At 31.2% G+C, this 17,857-nt stretch carries 20 protein-coding genes, 2 tRNA genes and 1 riboswitch; of the genes, 10 read left to right on the top strand and 12 right to left on the bottom strand.

The window, feature by feature from the left end; translation table 11 throughout:
• Positions 1-495: 495 nt before the first annotated feature.
• Genes rhuM through DWX74_RS09090 form a run of 3 tightly spaced genes read left to right on the top strand, consistent with a single transcriptional unit; the run spans position 496 to position 1,444 of the window.
• Entirely contained in the window at positions 496-909 is a 414-nt protein-coding gene (gene rhuM / locus DWX74_RS11300) for a RhuM family protein (RefSeq protein WP_286164293.1), read from the top strand.
• 17 nt (positions 910-926) lie between these two features.
• Positions 927-1,208, top strand: coding sequence for a type II toxin-antitoxin system death-on-curing family toxin (locus DWX74_RS11295; RefSeq protein WP_243411930.1), 282 nt, complete (start codon positions 927-929; stop codon positions 1,206-1,208).
• Positions 1,209-1,228: 20 nt separating this feature from the next.
• Positions 1,229-1,444, top strand: coding sequence for a hypothetical protein (locus DWX74_RS09090; protein ID WP_118549667.1), 216 nt, complete (start codon positions 1,229-1,231; stop codon positions 1,442-1,444).
• A gap of 96 nt (positions 1,445-1,540) precedes the next feature.
• Here the strand turns inward: DWX74_RS09090 and DWX74_RS09085 are convergent, their stop codons facing one another.
• The 4 genes from DWX74_RS09085 to DWX74_RS09070 form a co-directional block, all read right to left on the bottom strand.
• Positions 1,541-1,963, bottom strand: a complete 423-nt coding sequence (locus DWX74_RS09085; RefSeq protein ID WP_118549666.1) for a hypothetical protein — start codon at positions 1,961-1,963, stop codon at positions 1,541-1,543.
• Positions 1,964-2,100: 137 nt separating this feature from the next.
• The gene (locus tag DWX74_RS09080) at positions 2,101-2,901 is read right to left on the bottom strand and encodes a nitroreductase family protein (protein WP_118549665.1); all 801 of its coding nucleotides are present in this window, start codon (positions 2,899-2,901) and stop codon (positions 2,101-2,103) included.
• A gap of 187 nt (positions 2,902-3,088) precedes the next feature.
• Positions 3,089-4,084, bottom strand: coding sequence for a calcium/sodium antiporter (locus DWX74_RS09075; protein WP_118549664.1), 996 nt, complete (start codon positions 4,082-4,084; stop codon positions 3,089-3,091).
• A gap of 93 nt (positions 4,085-4,177) precedes the next feature.
• Positions 4,178-5,113: a magnesium transporter CorA family protein gene (locus DWX74_RS09070; RefSeq protein ID WP_118549663.1), complete on the bottom strand. Its 936-nt coding sequence runs from the start codon at positions 5,111-5,113 to the stop codon at positions 4,178-4,180.
• Positions 5,114-5,471: 358 nt separating this feature from the next.
• Between DWX74_RS09070 and DWX74_RS09065 the strand changes: the two genes are divergently transcribed.
• From DWX74_RS09065 to DWX74_RS11450, 4 genes are all read left to right on the top strand, one after another.
• Positions 5,472-5,548 (top strand) — tRNA-Arg (locus DWX74_RS09065).
• 87 nt (positions 5,549-5,635) lie between these two features.
• Complete coding sequence (locus DWX74_RS09060; RefSeq protein WP_118549662.1) at positions 5,636-6,151, top strand: folate family ECF transporter S component; 516 nt, start codon at positions 5,636-5,638, stop codon at positions 6,149-6,151.
• Positions 6,152-6,423: 272 nt separating this feature from the next.
• Entirely contained in the window at positions 6,424-7,272 is an 849-nt protein-coding gene (locus DWX74_RS09055) for a CPBP family intramembrane glutamic endopeptidase (RefSeq protein WP_118549661.1), read from the top strand.
• Between the two features lie 455 nt (positions 7,273-7,727).
• On the top strand, positions 7,728-8,021 hold the full coding sequence (locus DWX74_RS11450; protein WP_118549668.1) for a cell wall-binding repeat-containing protein: 294 nt from the start codon (positions 7,728-7,730) through the stop codon (positions 8,019-8,021).
• A gap of 444 nt (positions 8,022-8,465) precedes the next feature.
• Here DWX74_RS11450 and DWX74_RS09045 read toward each other — a convergent pair whose 3' ends face one another.
• The 4 genes from DWX74_RS09045 to thiM all read right to left on the bottom strand — a co-directional run bounded on the left by DWX74_RS09045 (position 8,466) and on the right by thiM (position 11,844).
• Entirely contained in the window at positions 8,466-9,395 is a 930-nt protein-coding gene (locus DWX74_RS09045) for a DUF7916 family protein (RefSeq protein WP_118549660.1), read from the bottom strand.
• Positions 9,396-9,575: 180 nt separating this feature from the next.
• Positions 9,576-10,367, bottom strand: a complete 792-nt coding sequence (gene thiD, locus DWX74_RS09040) for a bifunctional hydroxymethylpyrimidine kinase/phosphomethylpyrimidine kinase (RefSeq protein WP_118549659.1) — start codon at positions 10,365-10,367, stop codon at positions 9,576-9,578.
• A 27-nt stretch (positions 10,368-10,394) separates the two neighbouring features.
• Positions 10,395-11,045: a thiamine phosphate synthase gene (gene thiE / locus DWX74_RS09035; protein WP_334294640.1), complete on the bottom strand. Its 651-nt coding sequence runs from the start codon at positions 11,043-11,045 to the stop codon at positions 10,395-10,397.
• Entirely contained in the window at positions 11,023-11,844 is an 822-nt protein-coding gene (gene thiM / locus DWX74_RS09030; RefSeq protein WP_118549657.1) for a hydroxyethylthiazole kinase, read from the bottom strand. Before thiM ends, thiE begins: the two co-directional genes overlap by 23 nt.
• A 75-nt stretch (positions 11,845-11,919) precedes the next feature.
• A riboswitch (TPP riboswitch) is annotated at positions 11,920-12,019 on the bottom strand.
• A 173-nt stretch (positions 12,020-12,192) separates the two neighbouring features.
• Between thiM and DWX74_RS09025 the strand changes: the two genes are divergently transcribed.
• A tRNA-Arg gene (locus tag DWX74_RS09025) sits at positions 12,193-12,266 on the top strand.
• A gap of 737 nt (positions 12,267-13,003) precedes the next feature.
• On the opposite strand, the gene DWX74_RS11115 is transcribed toward DWX74_RS09025, so the two are convergent.
• The 3 genes from DWX74_RS11115 to DWX74_RS09015 all read right to left on the bottom strand — a co-directional run bounded on the left by DWX74_RS11115 (position 13,004) and on the right by DWX74_RS09015 (position 14,467).
• Positions 13,004-13,168 (bottom strand): hypothetical protein, encoded by a 165-nt coding sequence (locus DWX74_RS11115; RefSeq protein WP_158573262.1) that lies wholly within the window; start codon positions 13,166-13,168, stop codon positions 13,004-13,006.
• Between the two features lie 54 nt (positions 13,169-13,222).
• On the bottom strand, positions 13,223-13,747 hold the full coding sequence (locus DWX74_RS09020) for an O-acetyl-ADP-ribose deacetylase (RefSeq protein ID WP_118549656.1): 525 nt from the start codon (positions 13,745-13,747) through the stop codon (positions 13,223-13,225).
• Between the two features lie 72 nt (positions 13,748-13,819).
• Positions 13,820-14,467 carry a DUF4275 family protein gene (locus DWX74_RS09015; RefSeq protein WP_118549655.1) on the bottom strand — a complete coding sequence of 216 codons (648 nt, stop codon included), beginning with the start codon at positions 14,465-14,467 and terminating at the stop codon, positions 13,820-13,822.
• 347 nt (positions 14,468-14,814) lie between these two features.
• Here DWX74_RS09015 and DWX74_RS09010 point away from each other — a divergent pair, with 347 nt between their 5' ends.
• Positions 14,815-15,663 carry a patatin-like phospholipase family protein gene (locus DWX74_RS09010; protein ID WP_118549654.1) on the top strand — a complete coding sequence of 283 codons (849 nt, stop codon included), beginning with the start codon at positions 14,815-14,817 and terminating at the stop codon, positions 15,661-15,663.
• Between the two features lie 181 nt (positions 15,664-15,844).
• Here the strand turns inward: DWX74_RS09010 and DWX74_RS11375 are convergent, their stop codons facing one another.
• The gene (locus tag DWX74_RS11375; RefSeq protein ID WP_330415677.1) at positions 15,845-16,429 is read right to left on the bottom strand and encodes a hypothetical protein; all 585 of its coding nucleotides are present in this window, start codon (positions 16,427-16,429) and stop codon (positions 15,845-15,847) included.
• Positions 16,430-16,739: 310 nt separating this feature from the next.
• On the opposite strand from DWX74_RS11375, the gene DWX74_RS09000 reads away from it, so the two are divergent.
• Positions 16,740-17,843, top strand: coding sequence for a hypothetical protein (locus tag DWX74_RS09000; RefSeq protein WP_118549653.1), 1,104 nt, complete (start codon positions 16,740-16,742; stop codon positions 17,841-17,843).
• Positions 17,844-17,857: the final 14 nt, after the last annotated feature.

Below are 17,857 nucleotides of genomic sequence, written 5' to 3'. Positions count from 1 at the left end.
CATAAAAATTGCTCCCTTCTAAGTTTAAAGTGAATTTATTTATTTCACTTGTCTACTCAGAGGGGAGCAGTTCAAACCACGTCTGCAGATTGTCGCTGGAGTAGTAGTTATAAATATTGTCCTTATTTTATTATATTTTAATAAGTTTTATTTAGTTTTTTATCTGATATAAGAATAGTGGTTAACTTGCATAATTGTCGATGCAAATTAATCTGTGGTTATACGCAAAATTTTAGTCTACTAAGAAATACAGTTGCGAACATACTTAGTATTTCGTTTTGGTGATAGAGAAGTTTATAAAATGTTAGAAGCCAAGAGGATTATGAAATAATTAATCTTCTTGGCTTTTTATTATTCTTTAATAAGATTTATTTTATATTTTATTGCTAAAATTGCATTAAATAAAAATTATTTGACTATATTAAATATAGATAGATTTTTGATTTTTTTAGTTATAGCTCAATTTAAAAAATAAAATTTATAGAGGTAAAACTTATGAAGAATGATATTATTATTTTTAGGAATGGTGAATTAGAGTTAGAAGTAACCATTAGTGAAGATAGAGAAACAGTTTGGCTTTCAGCCAACCAAATGTCGGAATTGTTTGATAGAGATGAAAAAACAATTCGTAAGCATATCAATAATGTATTTAAAGAGAAAGAAGTAAATAAAGAAAACAACACGCAAAAAATGCGTGTTGATGGTGTAAAACAGCCTGTTTTATTTTATTCACTTGATGTTATTATTTCTGTTGGATATCGTGTTAAATCACAAAGAGGGGTAGATTTTAGAAAATGGGCAAGTTCAATTTTAAAAGAATATATGATTAAAGGATATTCTATTAATCAAAAGAGAATAGAGGCTTTGAATCAGATATATTCGGCATTGAAAATGAGAAAGGAAAGCTAGAAGGAATTTTATTATCGGTGTATCAAAATGTATTCGATAAAGAGATATACCCCAGTATAGAAGAAAAAGCTGCTAATTTGTTGTATTTTTTAATAAAAGATCATCCTTTTATAGATGGGTGTAAAAGGATAGGAGCAACTATTTTTCTTGAATTTTTAAATAAAAATCAACGTCTTATTATAAATGGTAAACAGATTATTTCTAATAGTGCTCTTGTTTCTATAACACTTATGATAGCAGAGTCTAAACCAAAAGAAAAAGAGCTAATGATAAACCTTATCATGAACTTTTTAGATTAAAGTTTTATTGTACAAGAGAATTGAATTTAGCGAAAGAGTGGTCTGTAACAGCAAAGGAATCTGGTATTGTAAATAAGTATTCTATTGATATTTCAGATTTAAAGATTTTAAATCTTCAAGATTTAGGTGTTATTGATTGGCTAGTAATTTTGATGAATCATAGAGTTGTTAAATTTTATAATATAGTAAGTGAAACTATAGATGAATGGTTTGAAAATGGCAAGAAATGCATGTAGATTCAATAAAATTAAATATTTTAAAAAAAATGGGCTATTACATAAATAAATGTTAATGTAATAGCCCATTTTTATTTACCTTTTCAGTAGAATTTCTTAAATTCGATATATCATATCACCCATATTCCATATTCTCATGATTGCAAAAAGTTGATCGTTTCCATCTTGAAAAGTATATCCCTGAAATATTGTGTCATATCCACAATATCCCTCTGTAATGATTTCAAATTCTGCATTAGGGTATTGTTCTTTAAATTCATCAAAAGACAATTCTTTGCCAGAAAAAGATTTTACTCCATCATAGCTATAAGGAGTGTTAAATATCATAATATCGCATGCATCTTTATCAATATTTGTGAATTCAATTATTCCATTATGACATTTTTCTTCATTATCGATATATTGAAATATCGGATTTATCTTTAAAGATAGTTTGTTTTCATCAATTATAATATCCACTATTCTGCTATCGTGTAAGCCAAAAGGAATATTACTTTCTCTGTTCCTGATATAATCCATAATCTTTTGCCTCCAAATTTGAATTTTTTCTTATTATTTATAACATGTATCTAATAATAGTAGCTATACAATATTGTCCTTATCTTTTATCCTTTAATAATATTTTTTAGATTTTAGTGTATTTGAAAAATATTATTTTACATCCATTGGATATTTGTAGGTTTTCTTGGTACAGTACGTCTGTATGATACATTAGGATAACCAATTAGCATGCATGATTTTATTTGGTCTGGTGTTATATTTAGATATTCGCAAGCAGCAGGGTTTATGCTTAATGCCATTTGTATAAATCCACTGTATAGAACACCAAGTCCTTCCGAATTTGCCATTAGTTCTATGTTTGAAGAAGCAAGACCACCATTTAATGCTGAGTTAGAGTTGACAATAAGTAGAGCAGGTGAGTTAAAGAATAGTCTGTCTTCACCTGTACCATTAGAGTATGCTTCCCAAAGGTTTTGTAAAATTATACGATAACGTTCTTGTATAGAATTGACACGTTCTGGGTCAGTAAGTATTGTATTAAGACCGTCCCAAACCATTTTTTTAAAGGTTTCAAGATTATCCTGAATAAATATATAATGAACATCCTGGATATTTCCACCAGTAGGAGTAAATCTACCAGCCTGTAAGATGTGCTCCATTGTCTGAGTAGGAATTTTTTTATCTTTATAATTTCTAATACTTCTTCTTGATTTGATAAAGTTTAGCATAAGTTCACTGTCAATAGTTGGTTTTGAATTATTAAATTCTATTACACCTTCTTCAGATTGTTCGGGTAAGTTAATAGCATTTGTTGGACAGACTGCATAGCAATGTCCACAATCAATACACATATCATTAGCACATGCTTTTCCATCGACTATTGAAAGACATTTTGGAAAACACTCTTTTACACATTGACCACAACCAATACATTTTTCTGTTAGAATTTCTACCATTTATATTCCCCCTATAAGATTAAAAAAAAGAATTTACTCTTAATTTAGAGTATGGTACTATTTTAAGAGTGCATAAAAAAATTGTCAATTACAACAAACGCCCCACAACTGCTAAATATGTTGTTTTAACAGTGTGGGGCGCTGAATTATGAAAATAAGGGCATATATACTCTTGTCCTTTTATAATTTATATACTCATTATTAAATACGCTGTGTATCCTACGTAAAGAGCAGTTAATATTGCTCCTTCAATCCTGTTTATATCTTTTCTTGCAACAGTAAACACATAACCAAGAACTGTTACACCAATCATAAATAAGCAATCCACAAACAGCTTAGGATCTATTGCTATTGGAGAAATAGCAGCAGATGCACCTAGAACAAATAATATATTAAACATATTTGATCCTATTACATTTCCTAAAGCGATATCACTCTCACCTTTAGTAGCTGCGATTATAGATGTTACTAATTCTGGTAGAGAAGTACCGATAGCAACTATTGTAAGACCTATAAGCTGGTCACTTACACCAAAGCTTTTTGCTATTCCAGTAGCTGCATTTACAACAACCTGTCCACCTAAAACTATTGCTATTATCCCACCGACTGAGAATATTATAGCCTTTGAAATAGGCATTGTTTCAACTGGAGCATCTATTTCTACAGTTATTTTTTCATTAGGATTGGCTTTCTGGGCTTCTAAAGCCTGATTTCTAGAGTTTAGAGCTGACATTATTAGTGAATACATAAAAACAGCGAAGAACATTAAAAGTACTAAACCGTCACCTCTACTAAGCTGGTTTACTGAAGTTCCACCAAAGAACTGATCTCCAATTATTACAAATGTAAGTAGAGATATAAGTATTAAAAATGGAAACTCTTTAATTCTAACACTTTTTTCTACTATTAATGGCTTTATCATGGCAGATACACCAACGACCATAAGAAGATTGAATATATTAGATCCAATAACATTCCCCATAGCCATACCATTTTGTCCACTTATAGCCGCTGTGATACTTACCGCTGCTTCTGGTGCACTAGTACCAAAGGCTACGATTGTAAGCCCTATTATAAGAGAAGGGATTTTTAGCGACTCTGCAATACTCGACGCCCCTTCAACAAAATAGTCGGCTCCCTTTACAAGAAGAACAAATCCGACTACCAATAAAATATAATTCATATTAAGTTTACCCCCTTTATAAATTTCCCTTAAAATTAAAAGTCTGTTTCATAAGCATTCTAAATATATTTTAAAACACTTACGAAACAGAATCTATAAAAGTTTATTTTTAGACATTAACATAGTGATAATTACACATATAATTACTGATATAAAAGATATCAACCAGAAACCGTTTGGGTTTTCTGCAAGCGGAATTCCGCCGACGTTCATTCCAAAGAAGCCTGATATTAATGTAGGTAATGAAACAATAAGTGTGATAACTGTAAGAACCTGCATAACATTGTTCTGGTTATTACTTATTATCGCACTGAAGGCATCCATGATTCGGCTAAGTATATCTCCATAAATAGTAGCCATTTCAAGAGCCTGTCTGTTTTCTACAATAACATCGTCTAATAAATCGTCGTCGTCGTGATACTTCTTAATACTTGATGTTTTAAGCATCTTATTAAGCACTAACTCATTAGATTTTAATGAAGTAGAGAAGTAAACCAAAGATTTTTCAAGCTCTAGTAACTGAATAAGCTGCTTGTTCTGCATTGAGTCATATATTTCTTTTTCTAGAGTAGTAGTCATCTTGTTTATTCTTCTTAGATAGTGTAGGTAGTAAGATGCATTTTTGTGCAAAATCTGAAGAAGAAAACGAGATTTCATATTAGTGTAGAAATCCTTTATATGACCGACAATAAAGTCATTAAGGATCTTTGTCTGTTCACTACATACTGTAAGAATTACATCTTCGGTAATTATTATACCAAGCGGTATAGTGCTGTATAACGAGTTATGTGAGTCACTCTCATCTATAGGTATATCTATAAGGATAAGAGTATGGTTGTCATTTACTTCGATTCTTGAACGTTCCTCCTCATCCAGAGCAGCGTTGATACTTTCGATATCGATATCAGTATAATCATATATCTCATGTATCTCACTCTGATTAGGCTCAACAAGGTTGATCCAGCATCCTTCTTCTGGCTCGTTTATTTTTTCTAGCTTAGAATCGATAGTTTTATAGTATCTTATCATCGCAACACACTCCTTGTTTTTAATTATAGTAGTACTATCGGCTAACGAGTGATCAAAGCCAAACTACTATTGCGACTAAGATACTGTTAACAGATAGGTTTTAAATTTTTAATACTTTGCAACGGATAACTATCCATTGCACATCACTCTCCTTTTCCAATTTTAAAATATCTATCCATTAAATAGAATACATTTTATTTGACAGAAAATCAAGGAAATTTGTTCAAATGACTGAGAATTTTTACATTGTAATATGAAAAGAAAAGAGTAAAAAATAATTGACATAGTAGGCGATATGAATTATCATAATATATGTGTTTGAAATATACTTTTTAAAAAAGTATACTATTATTAATATGTGCCTGTAGTTCAATTGGTAGAATGTCAGACTCCGACTCTGAAGGTCTGCGGGTTCGAGTCCCGTCGGGTACACCATTTATTAGGAAGTCCTGCAAATTTTGTGGGACTTCTTGTTTTTTAAACAGAAAATTTAATAAAAGAAAACTCAGGAGGTTATTTTTAATGAATAAAATTACGACTAAAGACTTAGTTATGATGTCGCTTTTGGTTGCGATAACGATAATTTTATCAAGATTCCTATCAATATCTACTCCAATAATAAAGATAGGATTTAGCTTTGTTCCACTAACAATAGCGGGGATACTTTATGGAGCAAAATATACGATGATAATAGCAGTAATAGCCGATTTAATAGGGGTAACACTGATAACAGGGGATTTCTTCCCAGGATTTACAGTTACAACTGCATTAGTTGGACTACTTTACGGAAAGTTCCTTTACAACAAACCAAAAGCTATGAAAAACATCATCATATGTACTATAATAGTAAACTTAATTGAACTAATTCTAAACACAGGTAATATATACCTACTTAGCGGATATGGTTTTATGGCTACATTACCAACAAGAGCTTTTAAAGCAGTTTTAATGGTGCCAATAAAGGCGTTTGTGATATACAATGTTTCATATCCTATTGCTAATATGAAAAATATGGTAGTAAATAGAAGAGCTGTTTAAGATTTGATTTTAAATTGTAAAAATAATATAATTTAAAGATTTGAAAATTATCTTTAAATGTATTAATATATAGATAGTTGTGAGTGTAAAGAGATTGATTTTGAGTTTTGAGTAAATCTTAAATCTAAAAATTTTTAAAAAATATTTAGAAAATAAAAATTGATTGAACTTAAAATTTCATAAATCTTTAGAAATAATATCAATTTAATTTAATAATTGGGTGTTAATATTATAATTAAGTAAAACGAATCAGATAGACGGGAGGTTTTTTCATGAATAATGTAGAAAAGAAACAAATATCTGTGTTTTTCGGAATAGCTCTTATGTTTATGATAGCTCTTTCAATTATGTATTATCAAGATAGAAATCCGGATTTATTATTGTATATGATCTTCTCACCAGCGTTGGCTGCATTAATAACTAGAATGATTTGCAGAGAAGGTCTTAGAAATATGTTCTTGAAGATAAACATCAAAAGGAATAAAAAGACTTACATAAAAACATTGCTTTTTACTCCTTTCATAATATACTTTGGAGCAGTTATAAACTATATAATATTCCATTCAGGGGTTAAATTATTGGGGATGGTGACAGTTTACAATCTTCAGTATACAAGTATGTTTGAATATTTGAAGAGTGTTACATATGAGGTTTCAAATTTAGCGATAATCTTCCCAATCTATGGTATAATTCAGAGCTTTTGTGAAGAGTTTGCTTGGAGAGGTTACCTTCTTCCAAGAATGTGCAAGATTATGAAACCAGATAAGGCAGCTGTACTTAATGGATTTTTATGGGGAATATGGCAGTTGCCGATAATTATGATTTTATATATGAAAGTAGCGGAGAATCCGTTAAATGGAGCAGTGATGCTTTTAATTATGAGTACATCAGTAGGAGTTATTCAGTCTTATTTACTTTATAAGACAGAGTCGCTTTGGTGTCCGGTGTTATTCAATTTATCATTGAATATTATAAATATATATAACCCAGCTTCTATTTTTGTTAATGTTGCAGCTGGAAATTCAATAAGTCATGTTCTTCCTGGTGTTGTGGGAATGGCAGGACTTGTAATAGCAGGAATGTTATGCTATAGAGAAAGTAAAAGAGTATATGTTAATTAATTTGCTATCTTTATAAAGAGTGGATAAATCAAAATTTCCGTTTCTATGTTATATGGGAAGTATTGAACTTATAGACAAACTACTCTCCAGCTTCGACGCGTGTTGAAGAAAGAGCTTTGTTGTAAATAAAATACGCGTCTGCAGATTGTCGAGGGCGTTTTGTCTATAAGCTTCAATACTATAGCATATAAATAGTTTCGGAAAGTTTTGATTTAATCCACTCTTTTTAATTTAGTAAACTTTTTAGTAGATGAAATAATAAAAAGGTTACTTACAAAATATTAATAAAGAGATATTAAAATTCTAGGTAGTATATTTGTTAATATTATTTTAGTTTGATAAGTAGTTTTTAGTAGCAGAGAGTAAAAACTTTATTATGATATCAATTTACTAAAAATAAAAAATATTTCAAAAATATAAATTTTGTGATATAATTTTAATATAAATATTATGTAATCGGTGGAAACTCTGTAGTTGATAAATCAATAGCTTATAAATATAACGTAGAAGTATTAGCAGGAAAAGACAGATACGCAACAAATAAAGAAGTTATAAATGAATTCTATTCAGTATCAGACAAATTATACATAGCAAATGGAGATAAATTAGTTGACGCATTAACAGCATCACCTTTAGCTAAAAAAGACGGTATAGTTTTAGTCAATGAAAAATCTGACAAGAGCATACTAAAAGGAAAGGATACAGTTCAGGTCGGTGGAATGGATTTTGAAATAGAATTTGAAAAATAGAAAACAAAAAATCAAATAGAAACTTATAAAAGGGGCTTTTTTAAAGCTCCTTTTTCTGTATAAGCATCGCATAACTGAGAGCAGATATATAATGACTGTTAGCATATTTTGAAACAGAATACTTTTATTGAACAATCTGGTATGAATTTACTAACTTACAAGAAGTGTATAATGTCAAAATTTCTAATCAATATAATTAGCTTACAGTATTGAATTTATAGACAAAACTCTCTCGACAATCTGCAGACGTGGGTTTTAATTACAACAAAACATATTGCCTACACGCACGTCGAAGCCTGGAGAGAAGTTTGTCTATAAATTCAATACTGCGAGTAAATATGATAATTAGAAATTTTGATATTATACACACACTTTAAGCAGTAAATTCATACCAGATTATACAAAAAAGAGACTATTACAAATATGCAACAGTCCCATATATATCTATCTCTTTATAGATGCAGCCATTCTATGATAAGTATGTCTTACCCCTCTTATCACTTTACCGTATTCAAATATATTTTCTGGAAGTGCCATTCCCATATATCCTGAATCTCCTAAGTGGTGAAGATCTGTTCCAGCCATTTTACACATAAGTGCTATTTCTCTTATAGTTGAAACATCAGCACCTTCCTGAGAAGTACCTATTGAAGTAAGAGTTAATTTTCCTAGCTCGTGAGCATAAGAAACAAGTCCTCTTATATATTCCATAGTTATTCCAGGAACTGAACCTGGTGCAGGCATTAATATTATATCTGCTCCTGCTTCAGAGAATTCTTTAACATCATTTCTAGTTATTATTTTTTCACCGGCTTCACCAAGTATACCAGCTGCGTGCATTTTACCAGCTATTAAAACAACGCTATCTCCAAGTTCTTTTCTGTAAAGTTTTAGAGTATCTGTTATAGCTTTATTTGTAACACCTATACCAGGGTTTCCAGTAAGTACTATGAAGTCAGCACCCATTTCAACTGCTTTTTTAGCGTTTTCTAAAGTACCTGCACGTCCTGAAGATAATCCAGCCCATTCATCCGTTTCAACAGTACTAGCAACACCTTCTTCAAGTGGTTCAAGGTTTAAACCAACTGGTCTACCTGTAAGTTTTTTAATTTTTCTTATGTAATCTTCTGGTTTAACATCAGCAGGAAGTCCATGCATAACAGGGTTGTTTACATCAAATATGTTTAGAAGTATTATATCAGCTCCCATTGATGCAGCAAATTCTGCGTTTGTTACATCGCCAAGCATCTGAGGAACAGCGCCTATAGTTTCGCAAACTACTATTCTTCCTTCACTGGCTGCTATTGATTCGATAAGTTCTGATTTTGTCATTTTTTCAAAATCAGATGCGTTACAGTTTAAAAATCTTTTCATTTTGTTTTTTCCTTTCTTTTAATCTTTTTTAATTTTTGTGTGTAAAAATAAATAGCTACTAAAAACTTCTAAACTTTCCACAAAAAAGAGAATAAGATTTGTTTCTATTTATATTAAAAGAAAATAGGTATAAGTGGTTTGTTTTTAAGATTTAAAGTAGCTATTCATAATTTAATTATACTAATATTTACCGTTAATTGCAAATGCGTGATTCATTGGTCCACTACCTTTTCCAAGGTCTAGCATTGCAGCTAAAGCACCAGAAATATAAGCCTTTGCAGATTCAACAGCTTCATCTAAATTCATTCCTTTTGCTAGGTTTGAAGCTATTGCACTAGAAAGAGTACAACCTGTTCCATGAGTGTTTGGGTTGTCAATTCTTTTTCCGCTGAACCATTTAAATTCTCCATTAGAGTATAGTAGGTCGTTTGCATCATTTATGCTATGACCTCCTTTTAAAAGAACTGCGGCATTGTATTTTTTACCAATTATTTCTGCAGCTTTAGTCATATCATCTGCTGAGTTTATTTTAATGTTTGATAGTATTTCAGCTTCTGGTATGTTTGGTGTAAGAAGCGTTGCAAGAGGGAATAAAACTTCCTCAAGTGTAGAGATTGCATCGTCTTGAAGTAGTTTAGAACCACTAGTAGATACCATAACTGGATCTATTACAATATTTTTTGCTTCGTATTTTTTTAATCCTTCTGCTATTGCTTTTATAATCGGAGCAGAGGATACCATTCCTATTTTTACAGCATCCGGGTAAATGTCTGTGAATACTGCATCTAATTGTTGAGTAACAAATTCTGGAGAAGATTCAAATACCCCAAATACCCCAGTTGTATTTTGTGCAGTTAAAGCTGTGATTACAGACTCTGCAAATACGCCGTTTGTAGTCATAGTTTTTAGATCAGCTTGTATGCCTGCTCCACCACTACAGTCACTTCCTGCTATTGTTAAAGCAACTTTCATAACCATTCCTCCTTAAAAAGATAAGATTTATAATTCTTCAGTTAGTTCTTTAAGTTTTTTAGTGGCAGCAGTTATATCGTCGCTTGCAAATATAGCACTTATAACAGATACACCATCTATTCCGCTACCTTTTAGTTTTAATAAATTATCTGAACTTATTCCACCTATTGCAACTACTGGGATTGATACAGTTTCACATATTTCTTTTAATGTTTCAAATGTTACGCTGTCAGCATCTCCTTTAGTAGAAGTAGGGAAGACTGCACCAACACCAAGATAGTCAGCTCCGTCTTTTTCTGCTTTTAAAGCTTCTTCAACTGTAGATGCAGATACACCTAAAATTGCATTTTCTCCAAGCATATCTCTAACTTTTTTAGCGTCCATATCTTCCTGACCAACATGAACACCATCAGCTTTTATTTCAGCTGCGATATTTATATTATCATTTACGATAAATGGTATTTTAAATTCTTTGCAAAGAGCCTGAATTTCCTTTGCTTCTTCTAAAAATTCATTTTCTGGAAGATTTTTTTCTCTTATCTGAAGTATAGTAGCCCCACCTTCAAGGCATTCTCTTACCTGTTCAGCAAGAGTTCTTCCGTTTAACCAATGTCTGTCAGTTATAGCATATAACTGTAAATCTTTTCCATTTATATTACTTGATTTCAAATTTAGCACCTTCTTCCAATTTATTTCCATCCATATTATATATAGCGTCGATTATTCTATTTCTGTAAGTAGAGTTTCCGTCAGTTTTTTCCATATTAGACCAACCAATTTCTCCAGAAAGTCCCATATCTATTACAGCAGCTGCAGTTGCTTCAAGCATATTGTCCTGATTTGCAGCGATAAATGAGGCAATTAATCCAGAAAGTTGGCATCCAGTTCCAGTTATTTTTCCCATTTCAGCTCTACCATTTCTGATTACAAAGCATCTTTCAGCATCGGCAACTAAGTCTATAGCACCAGTTATTGCAATTATACTACCTATTTCTTTTGCAAATGATTTTGCAAATTCTACCATAGAATCAAGATTTTCTTCAGTAACTGCATCGCCAACAGCTGCGTCGACACCTTTTCCAGCTCCGATACCAGTAGCTAAGAATTTTATTTCTGAAACATTCCCTCTTATTACAGAGAATTTTACATTTTCAAGAAGTTCTTTAGCAGTTTTGTTTCTTAAAGCACTCGCACCTACACCAACAGGATCTAGTACAGTTGGGTGATTTAATTCATTTGCTTTTTTACCAGCTAATATCATAGAAGGGATTGTGTTTCTGTTAAGTGTACCGATATTTATATTTAAGGCAGTACATACAGAAGTTATATCCTCAACTTCCTCAGAATCGTCGGCCATGATAGGGCTTGCACCACAAGCTAATATTATATTTGCAACATCGTTTACAGTAACGTAATTAGTGATATTGTGGATAAGTGGTGATATTTCTCTTACATTTTCAATAGTTGATTTTAACATTTTAATTCCCCCAGTCTTTTTAGTATTGAGAGAGATTTTAAAAATAAAAAAACACGAAACCAACAAAGGCTCGTGTTTGATATCTTATCTTCTCCCTACGTTGGCATTATCCAAATCAGGTTAAGGGTCTAGGTTTTACCTACTCTCAGCCGAAAAAGCTCCCCTGCTTGATTTTAAATTATTTTAAAAATTCAACTAATTAAATGATAGCATAGATAATAGTTTTTTTCAATTGTGTAGAAGTTTTGATGTTGGAAAATGAATGAAAGGGTTGGAAATTTTTTTGAAAAGTAATATTTTTAGTGATATAATATTTAATATGTTATTAGTTATATACGATTTAAATATGTCTCTGTAGCTCAGCAGGATAGAGCACCGCTCTCCTAAAGCGGGTGTCGCAGGTTCAATTCCTGTCAGGGACACTTTGAATAATTGAGGATGCCAATGGATTTTTCTAATGGCATCTCTTTTTTTACTCAAAATTATATCATTCTCACCTCCTGCCTTCGACGGCTCACACTGTTAGAGTAACACATTTCAAAGTTGTGAGCCGTCTCCAGATAGTCGAGTTCGAATTGATATAATTCCGAGTAAAAGAGATGACGTTAGAAAAAATCCATTTGGCATCCATCATTTTATTCTGACGTTTGTATTATGATAAATAAAAAGAGTGGATTAAATCAAAATTTACCAAAATATATTGTTATTATGTGAAGCATAGTAGATATAGACAAACTTCTCTCCAGCTTCGACGCGTGAGCGAGAAATAGTTGTGTTTCTATTAAAATACGCGTCTGCAGATTGTCGAGTGCGTTTTGCCTATATGCTACTATGCTCATAATATCAATATTCTTGGTAAACCTTTGATTTTACAGAGCATTAAAAAGAAAGTAAAATTATAACAACCTAAATAAAAAGTTGATTAAAATTTTATTAACTTTTCCAATTTGTTCAAATCAAATTTTATAGGGATAATAGCTAACTTAGTGGATTGAAGTGCATAGACAAAACTCTCTCGACAATCTGGAGACGTGAGGAATTTTTACAACAGAACTATTTACTTGTACACACGTCGAAGCTGGAGAGGAGTTTGTCTATGACTTCAATCTCTGAGAGATATTAACGTATAAATTTTGATTTATCCACTCTTAAATATTTTTTATATGTTGTTTTTTGCATTTGTTCCAAAGTATAGGAATGCAGATCCTATAAGCAACCAAAGTACTCCCCCTGAAGCACTTGAGTTGAAAAATTTTATTACGCATATTACGTAAAATATTAATGAAGTTAAGTAATATATCGTAGGTAATGTTTTTTTATTCATAATTTAGTCTCCAGTTTTATTTATATATTTTATGTTTGTTTATATCTTTTATATCTATTTATCTTTTCTAATTTTATTTATTGCATTGTTGTAAGCTTGTTTTGTTCTATCATCAAACAATACAAATCTTATGCAATCAAATTCGTTTTGATGCTCCATGTAGAAGTCATTTACTGTTGTTACTGCTATTTCTGCAGCTTCTTCTAAAGGATAGCTGTAAACTCCAGTTGAGATTGATGGAAATGCAATAGTACGAATTTTGTTTTGTAATGCTAGTTTCATAGAGTTTTTATACGCATTTGCAAGTAGTTGTGGTTCGCCAGAGTTCCCACCTCTGTATATTGGACCAACTGTGTGAATTACGTATTTGCAAGTTAGTTTATACGCGGATGTTATTTTTGCTTCCCCTGTTTTACATCCGTTTAGTGTTCGACATTCTGCTAAAAGTTCTCGTCCTGCTGCACGATGTATTGCCCCATCTACACCGCCACCACCTAAAAGGCTGTTGTTTGCTGCATTTACGATTGCTTCTACGTCTGTCTGTTTTGTTATATCTCCAAGTACTGTTTCTATTATCATATTAGATTCCTCCTCAGAAAAAGTTATTTATAATATGCAAGTTACCTCTTTGCTATAATTTAGTATCTAAAATTATTTAGCTTTGTAGAAGTATGGTCCTAGTTCTTCTTCGTGAGGTATTACATAAGTCCAACTGTTTAGTGGATCGAAGAAATAGAAATCTGATGATTCTAAATCGCTTTTTTCAAACAACTCATCTATATCTTTTGCAGTAAGTAAATTTGCGTTTCCAATTATATATGTCTGTTCTGCATATTCAAAGAATAGGTAAAGCTCATGTTTTTCTTCCTTATCAAAAGCAGCTTTTGCTTTGTCGCCTGTAAGAGCAGGAAGCAAATCAAAGCTGAATAAATGCCATTTGAACTGGTCAGAGTAGTTCTTTTTATTTTCTTTTGCTTCCTCAGAAACTAAAGCATCAAATTCTTTATCCCACTGCTCAGCGATAGGCTTTTTAGGTACATGTAAGAATAGAACACCTTTGTCTATTAAATTTTTAAGTTTTTCAGATTCTTCTTCGCTCAAATTTTCTACATCTGCAGCTGGATTTTTAGCGAATTTTTTTGCTATAAATACATCGCTTATGAAACTAAACACTATGTAAACAATAGTTACAAATAAAAGAATTTGTATATTCCAGTTTAGTTTTAGGAAGTAGCTGACAAGAGATAGTATTGCGAAGAATACGACACCACTTACTAAATATTTTGAGTATCTTTTCATAAAATTATTCCTCCTAGTTTTATTTATTAAATGAGTTTAAACTTATTTATATAAATCATTTATTTCTATATATTATAATACTTTACTTATTAGGAATACAATATTTAATCAAGTTCTTCTTTGGTATATTCTATTTTACATCCTCATTTTTATATATTTTTTATCTGTTTTTAAAGTACTTAATTTAAGAAAATTTATTAATACAAATGTATTAACATTATATAGTATTTATGCGAAAAATTCTTGAATATTTATGAAATTAATAATAAATTAATTAGTTAAATTTGACTTATATCAAAAATAGTGCTATATTTCAAAACTGTAAAGAACTTTTTAAGGGGTGAACTATGAAAACAGGATTATTATTAGAAGGTGGAGCGATGCGTGGTTTGTACACTGCAGGTGTTCTTGATGTGTTTATGGAAAATAACATAAAAATCGATGGGATAATAGGTGTTTCTGCTGGGGCATTGTTTGGAATGAACTACAAATCAAAGCAGCATGGTAGAGTGTTGAGATATAATAAAAATTATGCAACAAGCAAGGAATACATGGGATTTCATTCGTGGATAACTACAGGAAATGTTATGAACAAGGAATTTTGTTTTAACAAGCTTGTCAATGAATTAGATCCAGTTGATTTTGATACATATAAAAATAGCAACGAGGAATTTTACGCAACAGTGACAAATATTGAAACGGGAAAGCCAGAGTATATAAAGTTGGATGATTTTAGAGATGAGGATCAGATTGAATATTTAAGAGCTTCTGGTTCTATGCCATTTTTATCAACTCCAGTTTGTGTGAAGGGTAAGAGCTATTTAGATGGTGGAATTTCTGATAGTATCCCAATAGATAAGATTATGAGCATGGGCTACGATAGAGTGATTGTAGTACTTACAAGACCTGAGGACTATAGAAAGAAAAAATCAAACGAGCTTATGCCTAAACTTTTCTATCACAAGTATCCTAATTTGATTTCTACTATAAATAATAGATATAAAGTGTACAATGAGGAGCTTGAAAAGGTAAATGAGCTTGAAAAAGAGAAGAAGATTTTTGTATTAAGACCTTCAAGGCTTGTAGATATCAAGAGAATTGAAAGAGATTTGGATAAAATTCAGGAAATGTACGATTTAGGAAGAGAAGATGCAAGTAACAAACTTTTATCTTTAAAAGAATATTTAAGCATTTAAATTAGCAAGTCGTGAACGTCGTGCAAACAAGTAAATAAACTGAGGACAAGATGTATGACTGCTCAAAAGCGACAATACTGCAAGCGCCCCACAACTGCTAAATGTGTTACTCTAACAGGGTGGGGCGCTGAAGCCTGGAGCACAGAGCAGTTATACTCTTGTCCTTTTTATATACTTTTTTTTAATATCCGTGGTCTACGTGTTTCCATTTTCCACCATTTTTTCTAACCAAAATCCAGTTCCAATCAGTGTATGTACTATTAGAATTTAGAGAGCCATCTCCACCAGACTCATCAACATCAAAAGTCGACACCAATACAATTACCTCATCAGCATTGTATCTTTCGGCAAATTCTTGATGTTCCTTAGATACCTTATCTCCTGCATAGTGGATTTCTTTAAGAGTACAACCCTTCCAATCTTTTTCGAATTCTTTCTTTATAACGTCGATAGCTGAGTTGATTTCCTCTTGAGAGTACATCTGTACTGTTTCTCCATTTTGAATTCCTGCATTATTTTCTTTTGAAGAGAAGTTTGAAATTATATTAAAAGCAGTTATTGCAGCTATGAAAATAGCTACTCCTAAGAAGATATAGCTATCTCTTTTAGATCCTTTGTCATAACATTCCTTAGACCAAACTAAAAACGTTAATATCATAGATACGAACATCAAAGGAAGTGATATATCATAAGAAAGTATTTTTGCTAGTCCTAGAGAAGCAAATACAACGGTTAATATAGAAAAGATTAATCTTAATTTTCTCATATCAAATACTCCTTTTTTCTTTATTATACAATCTAAAACAATAGATAACAATATTGAGTTAAGTTAAAAATATTTATTTTCTAAAAATTTTGTAAATATTTAAAATAAATATTTTGCCGAGAAATATAATATGATAAAATAAGATAAATAGTTAAATAATCACTAAAAATAGACTCTACAATGTAATAGATAGAGTTTTTTAGTTGGAAATTTTGTACCTTGCATCAGCTAGTTTTTTTAAAAATGTTGTGCAAGGTATTTTTTGTATCTGAGTAAAGATAAAAAATTTGTCAGTTGAAAGGAGATTTTTATGAGATTGAAATACAAATGTAAAGAATGTGGAACATCTATAGGATTTGAAGGATTATGCTGGCAATGTAGAGCAAAGCAACACAGAAAAGAAGTAAATAGTTGGTCTATAGAAGAAATAGAAGAAAAGAAAAATCAAATTATAAATAGTATTAAATCTTTAGGTGATGAAAAATTTTATTCAACTGATGAATTTGATTTATTTAGTGATTTAATGACAATAGGAATAGATTGTAAGGAAATTGCAAAAGCAGCTTGTGAACATGAATTATATTATCCAAGTGTTCTTTATTATAAAGCTGACAAAAAAGTGAGGGATGTCTTAATTGAAAGACTTATGGCTACAGAATCAAGTGATGATGCGAGTTGTATCTTAGGATGTTTGGCAATGATAGGAGATGAAAAATCTAAAAATACGTTGCATGAGTTAAAGATAAATCCAAAACCTTGGAGAAAGAATTTATATGTGGATACAGATGTCTACGCAGAGGAAGGTGGCTGGACTTTCAACGAAAAAAATGAGTACATAAAACTAAATTATGATAGATGTTTTTCATTTGAGTCTAGAGATAAAAAGGATGAAAATGGAACATTTATAGCTAGAAAAAGAGGAGAAAAATGTAAACATTGTGGATGCGAATTAGTAGATATTTTGGTGATTGATGGAAGAGATAAAAGATTTGATTTCTTGGGAATGGATGGAATAATTACGGCGAGTTGTTGTCCAAATTGTATCTTTTTATCTGAAGGGCAATCAAATAAATTTACCCTTGATGGTAAAAGTGAGATTTTGGAATATGAAGGTATTGAAGAAAATTATTATACAGAGGAAATGCTTGAAGATATGGTATCTAATAAGTTGGTATTATCTGAAATTGAAAGACCTTTGTTTTATGGGGCATTTAACTGTGATGTCAATACAATAGGTGGATTTGCTAGTTGGGTACAGGATTGGGAGTATAGAGAGTGTCCAGAATGTGGTAAGAAGATGAGATATCTTGCACAGATTCATTGGGATACGATTGAGGATTTTGCTGAGGGAACTCTGTATATAGAGATTTGTACTGATTGCAAGGTAATTACAATGTTTCATCAGCAGACTTAAATAATAAAGGAGAT

The sequence above is a fragment of the Peptoclostridium sp. AF21-18 genome, from assembly GCF_003478825.1.
Classification (GTDB): domain Bacteria; phylum Bacillota; class Clostridia; order Peptostreptococcales; family Peptostreptococcaceae; genus Peptacetobacter.
Note: the sequence above shows the minus strand (reverse complement) of the source record. Positions and strands in the feature narration are given on the sequence as shown.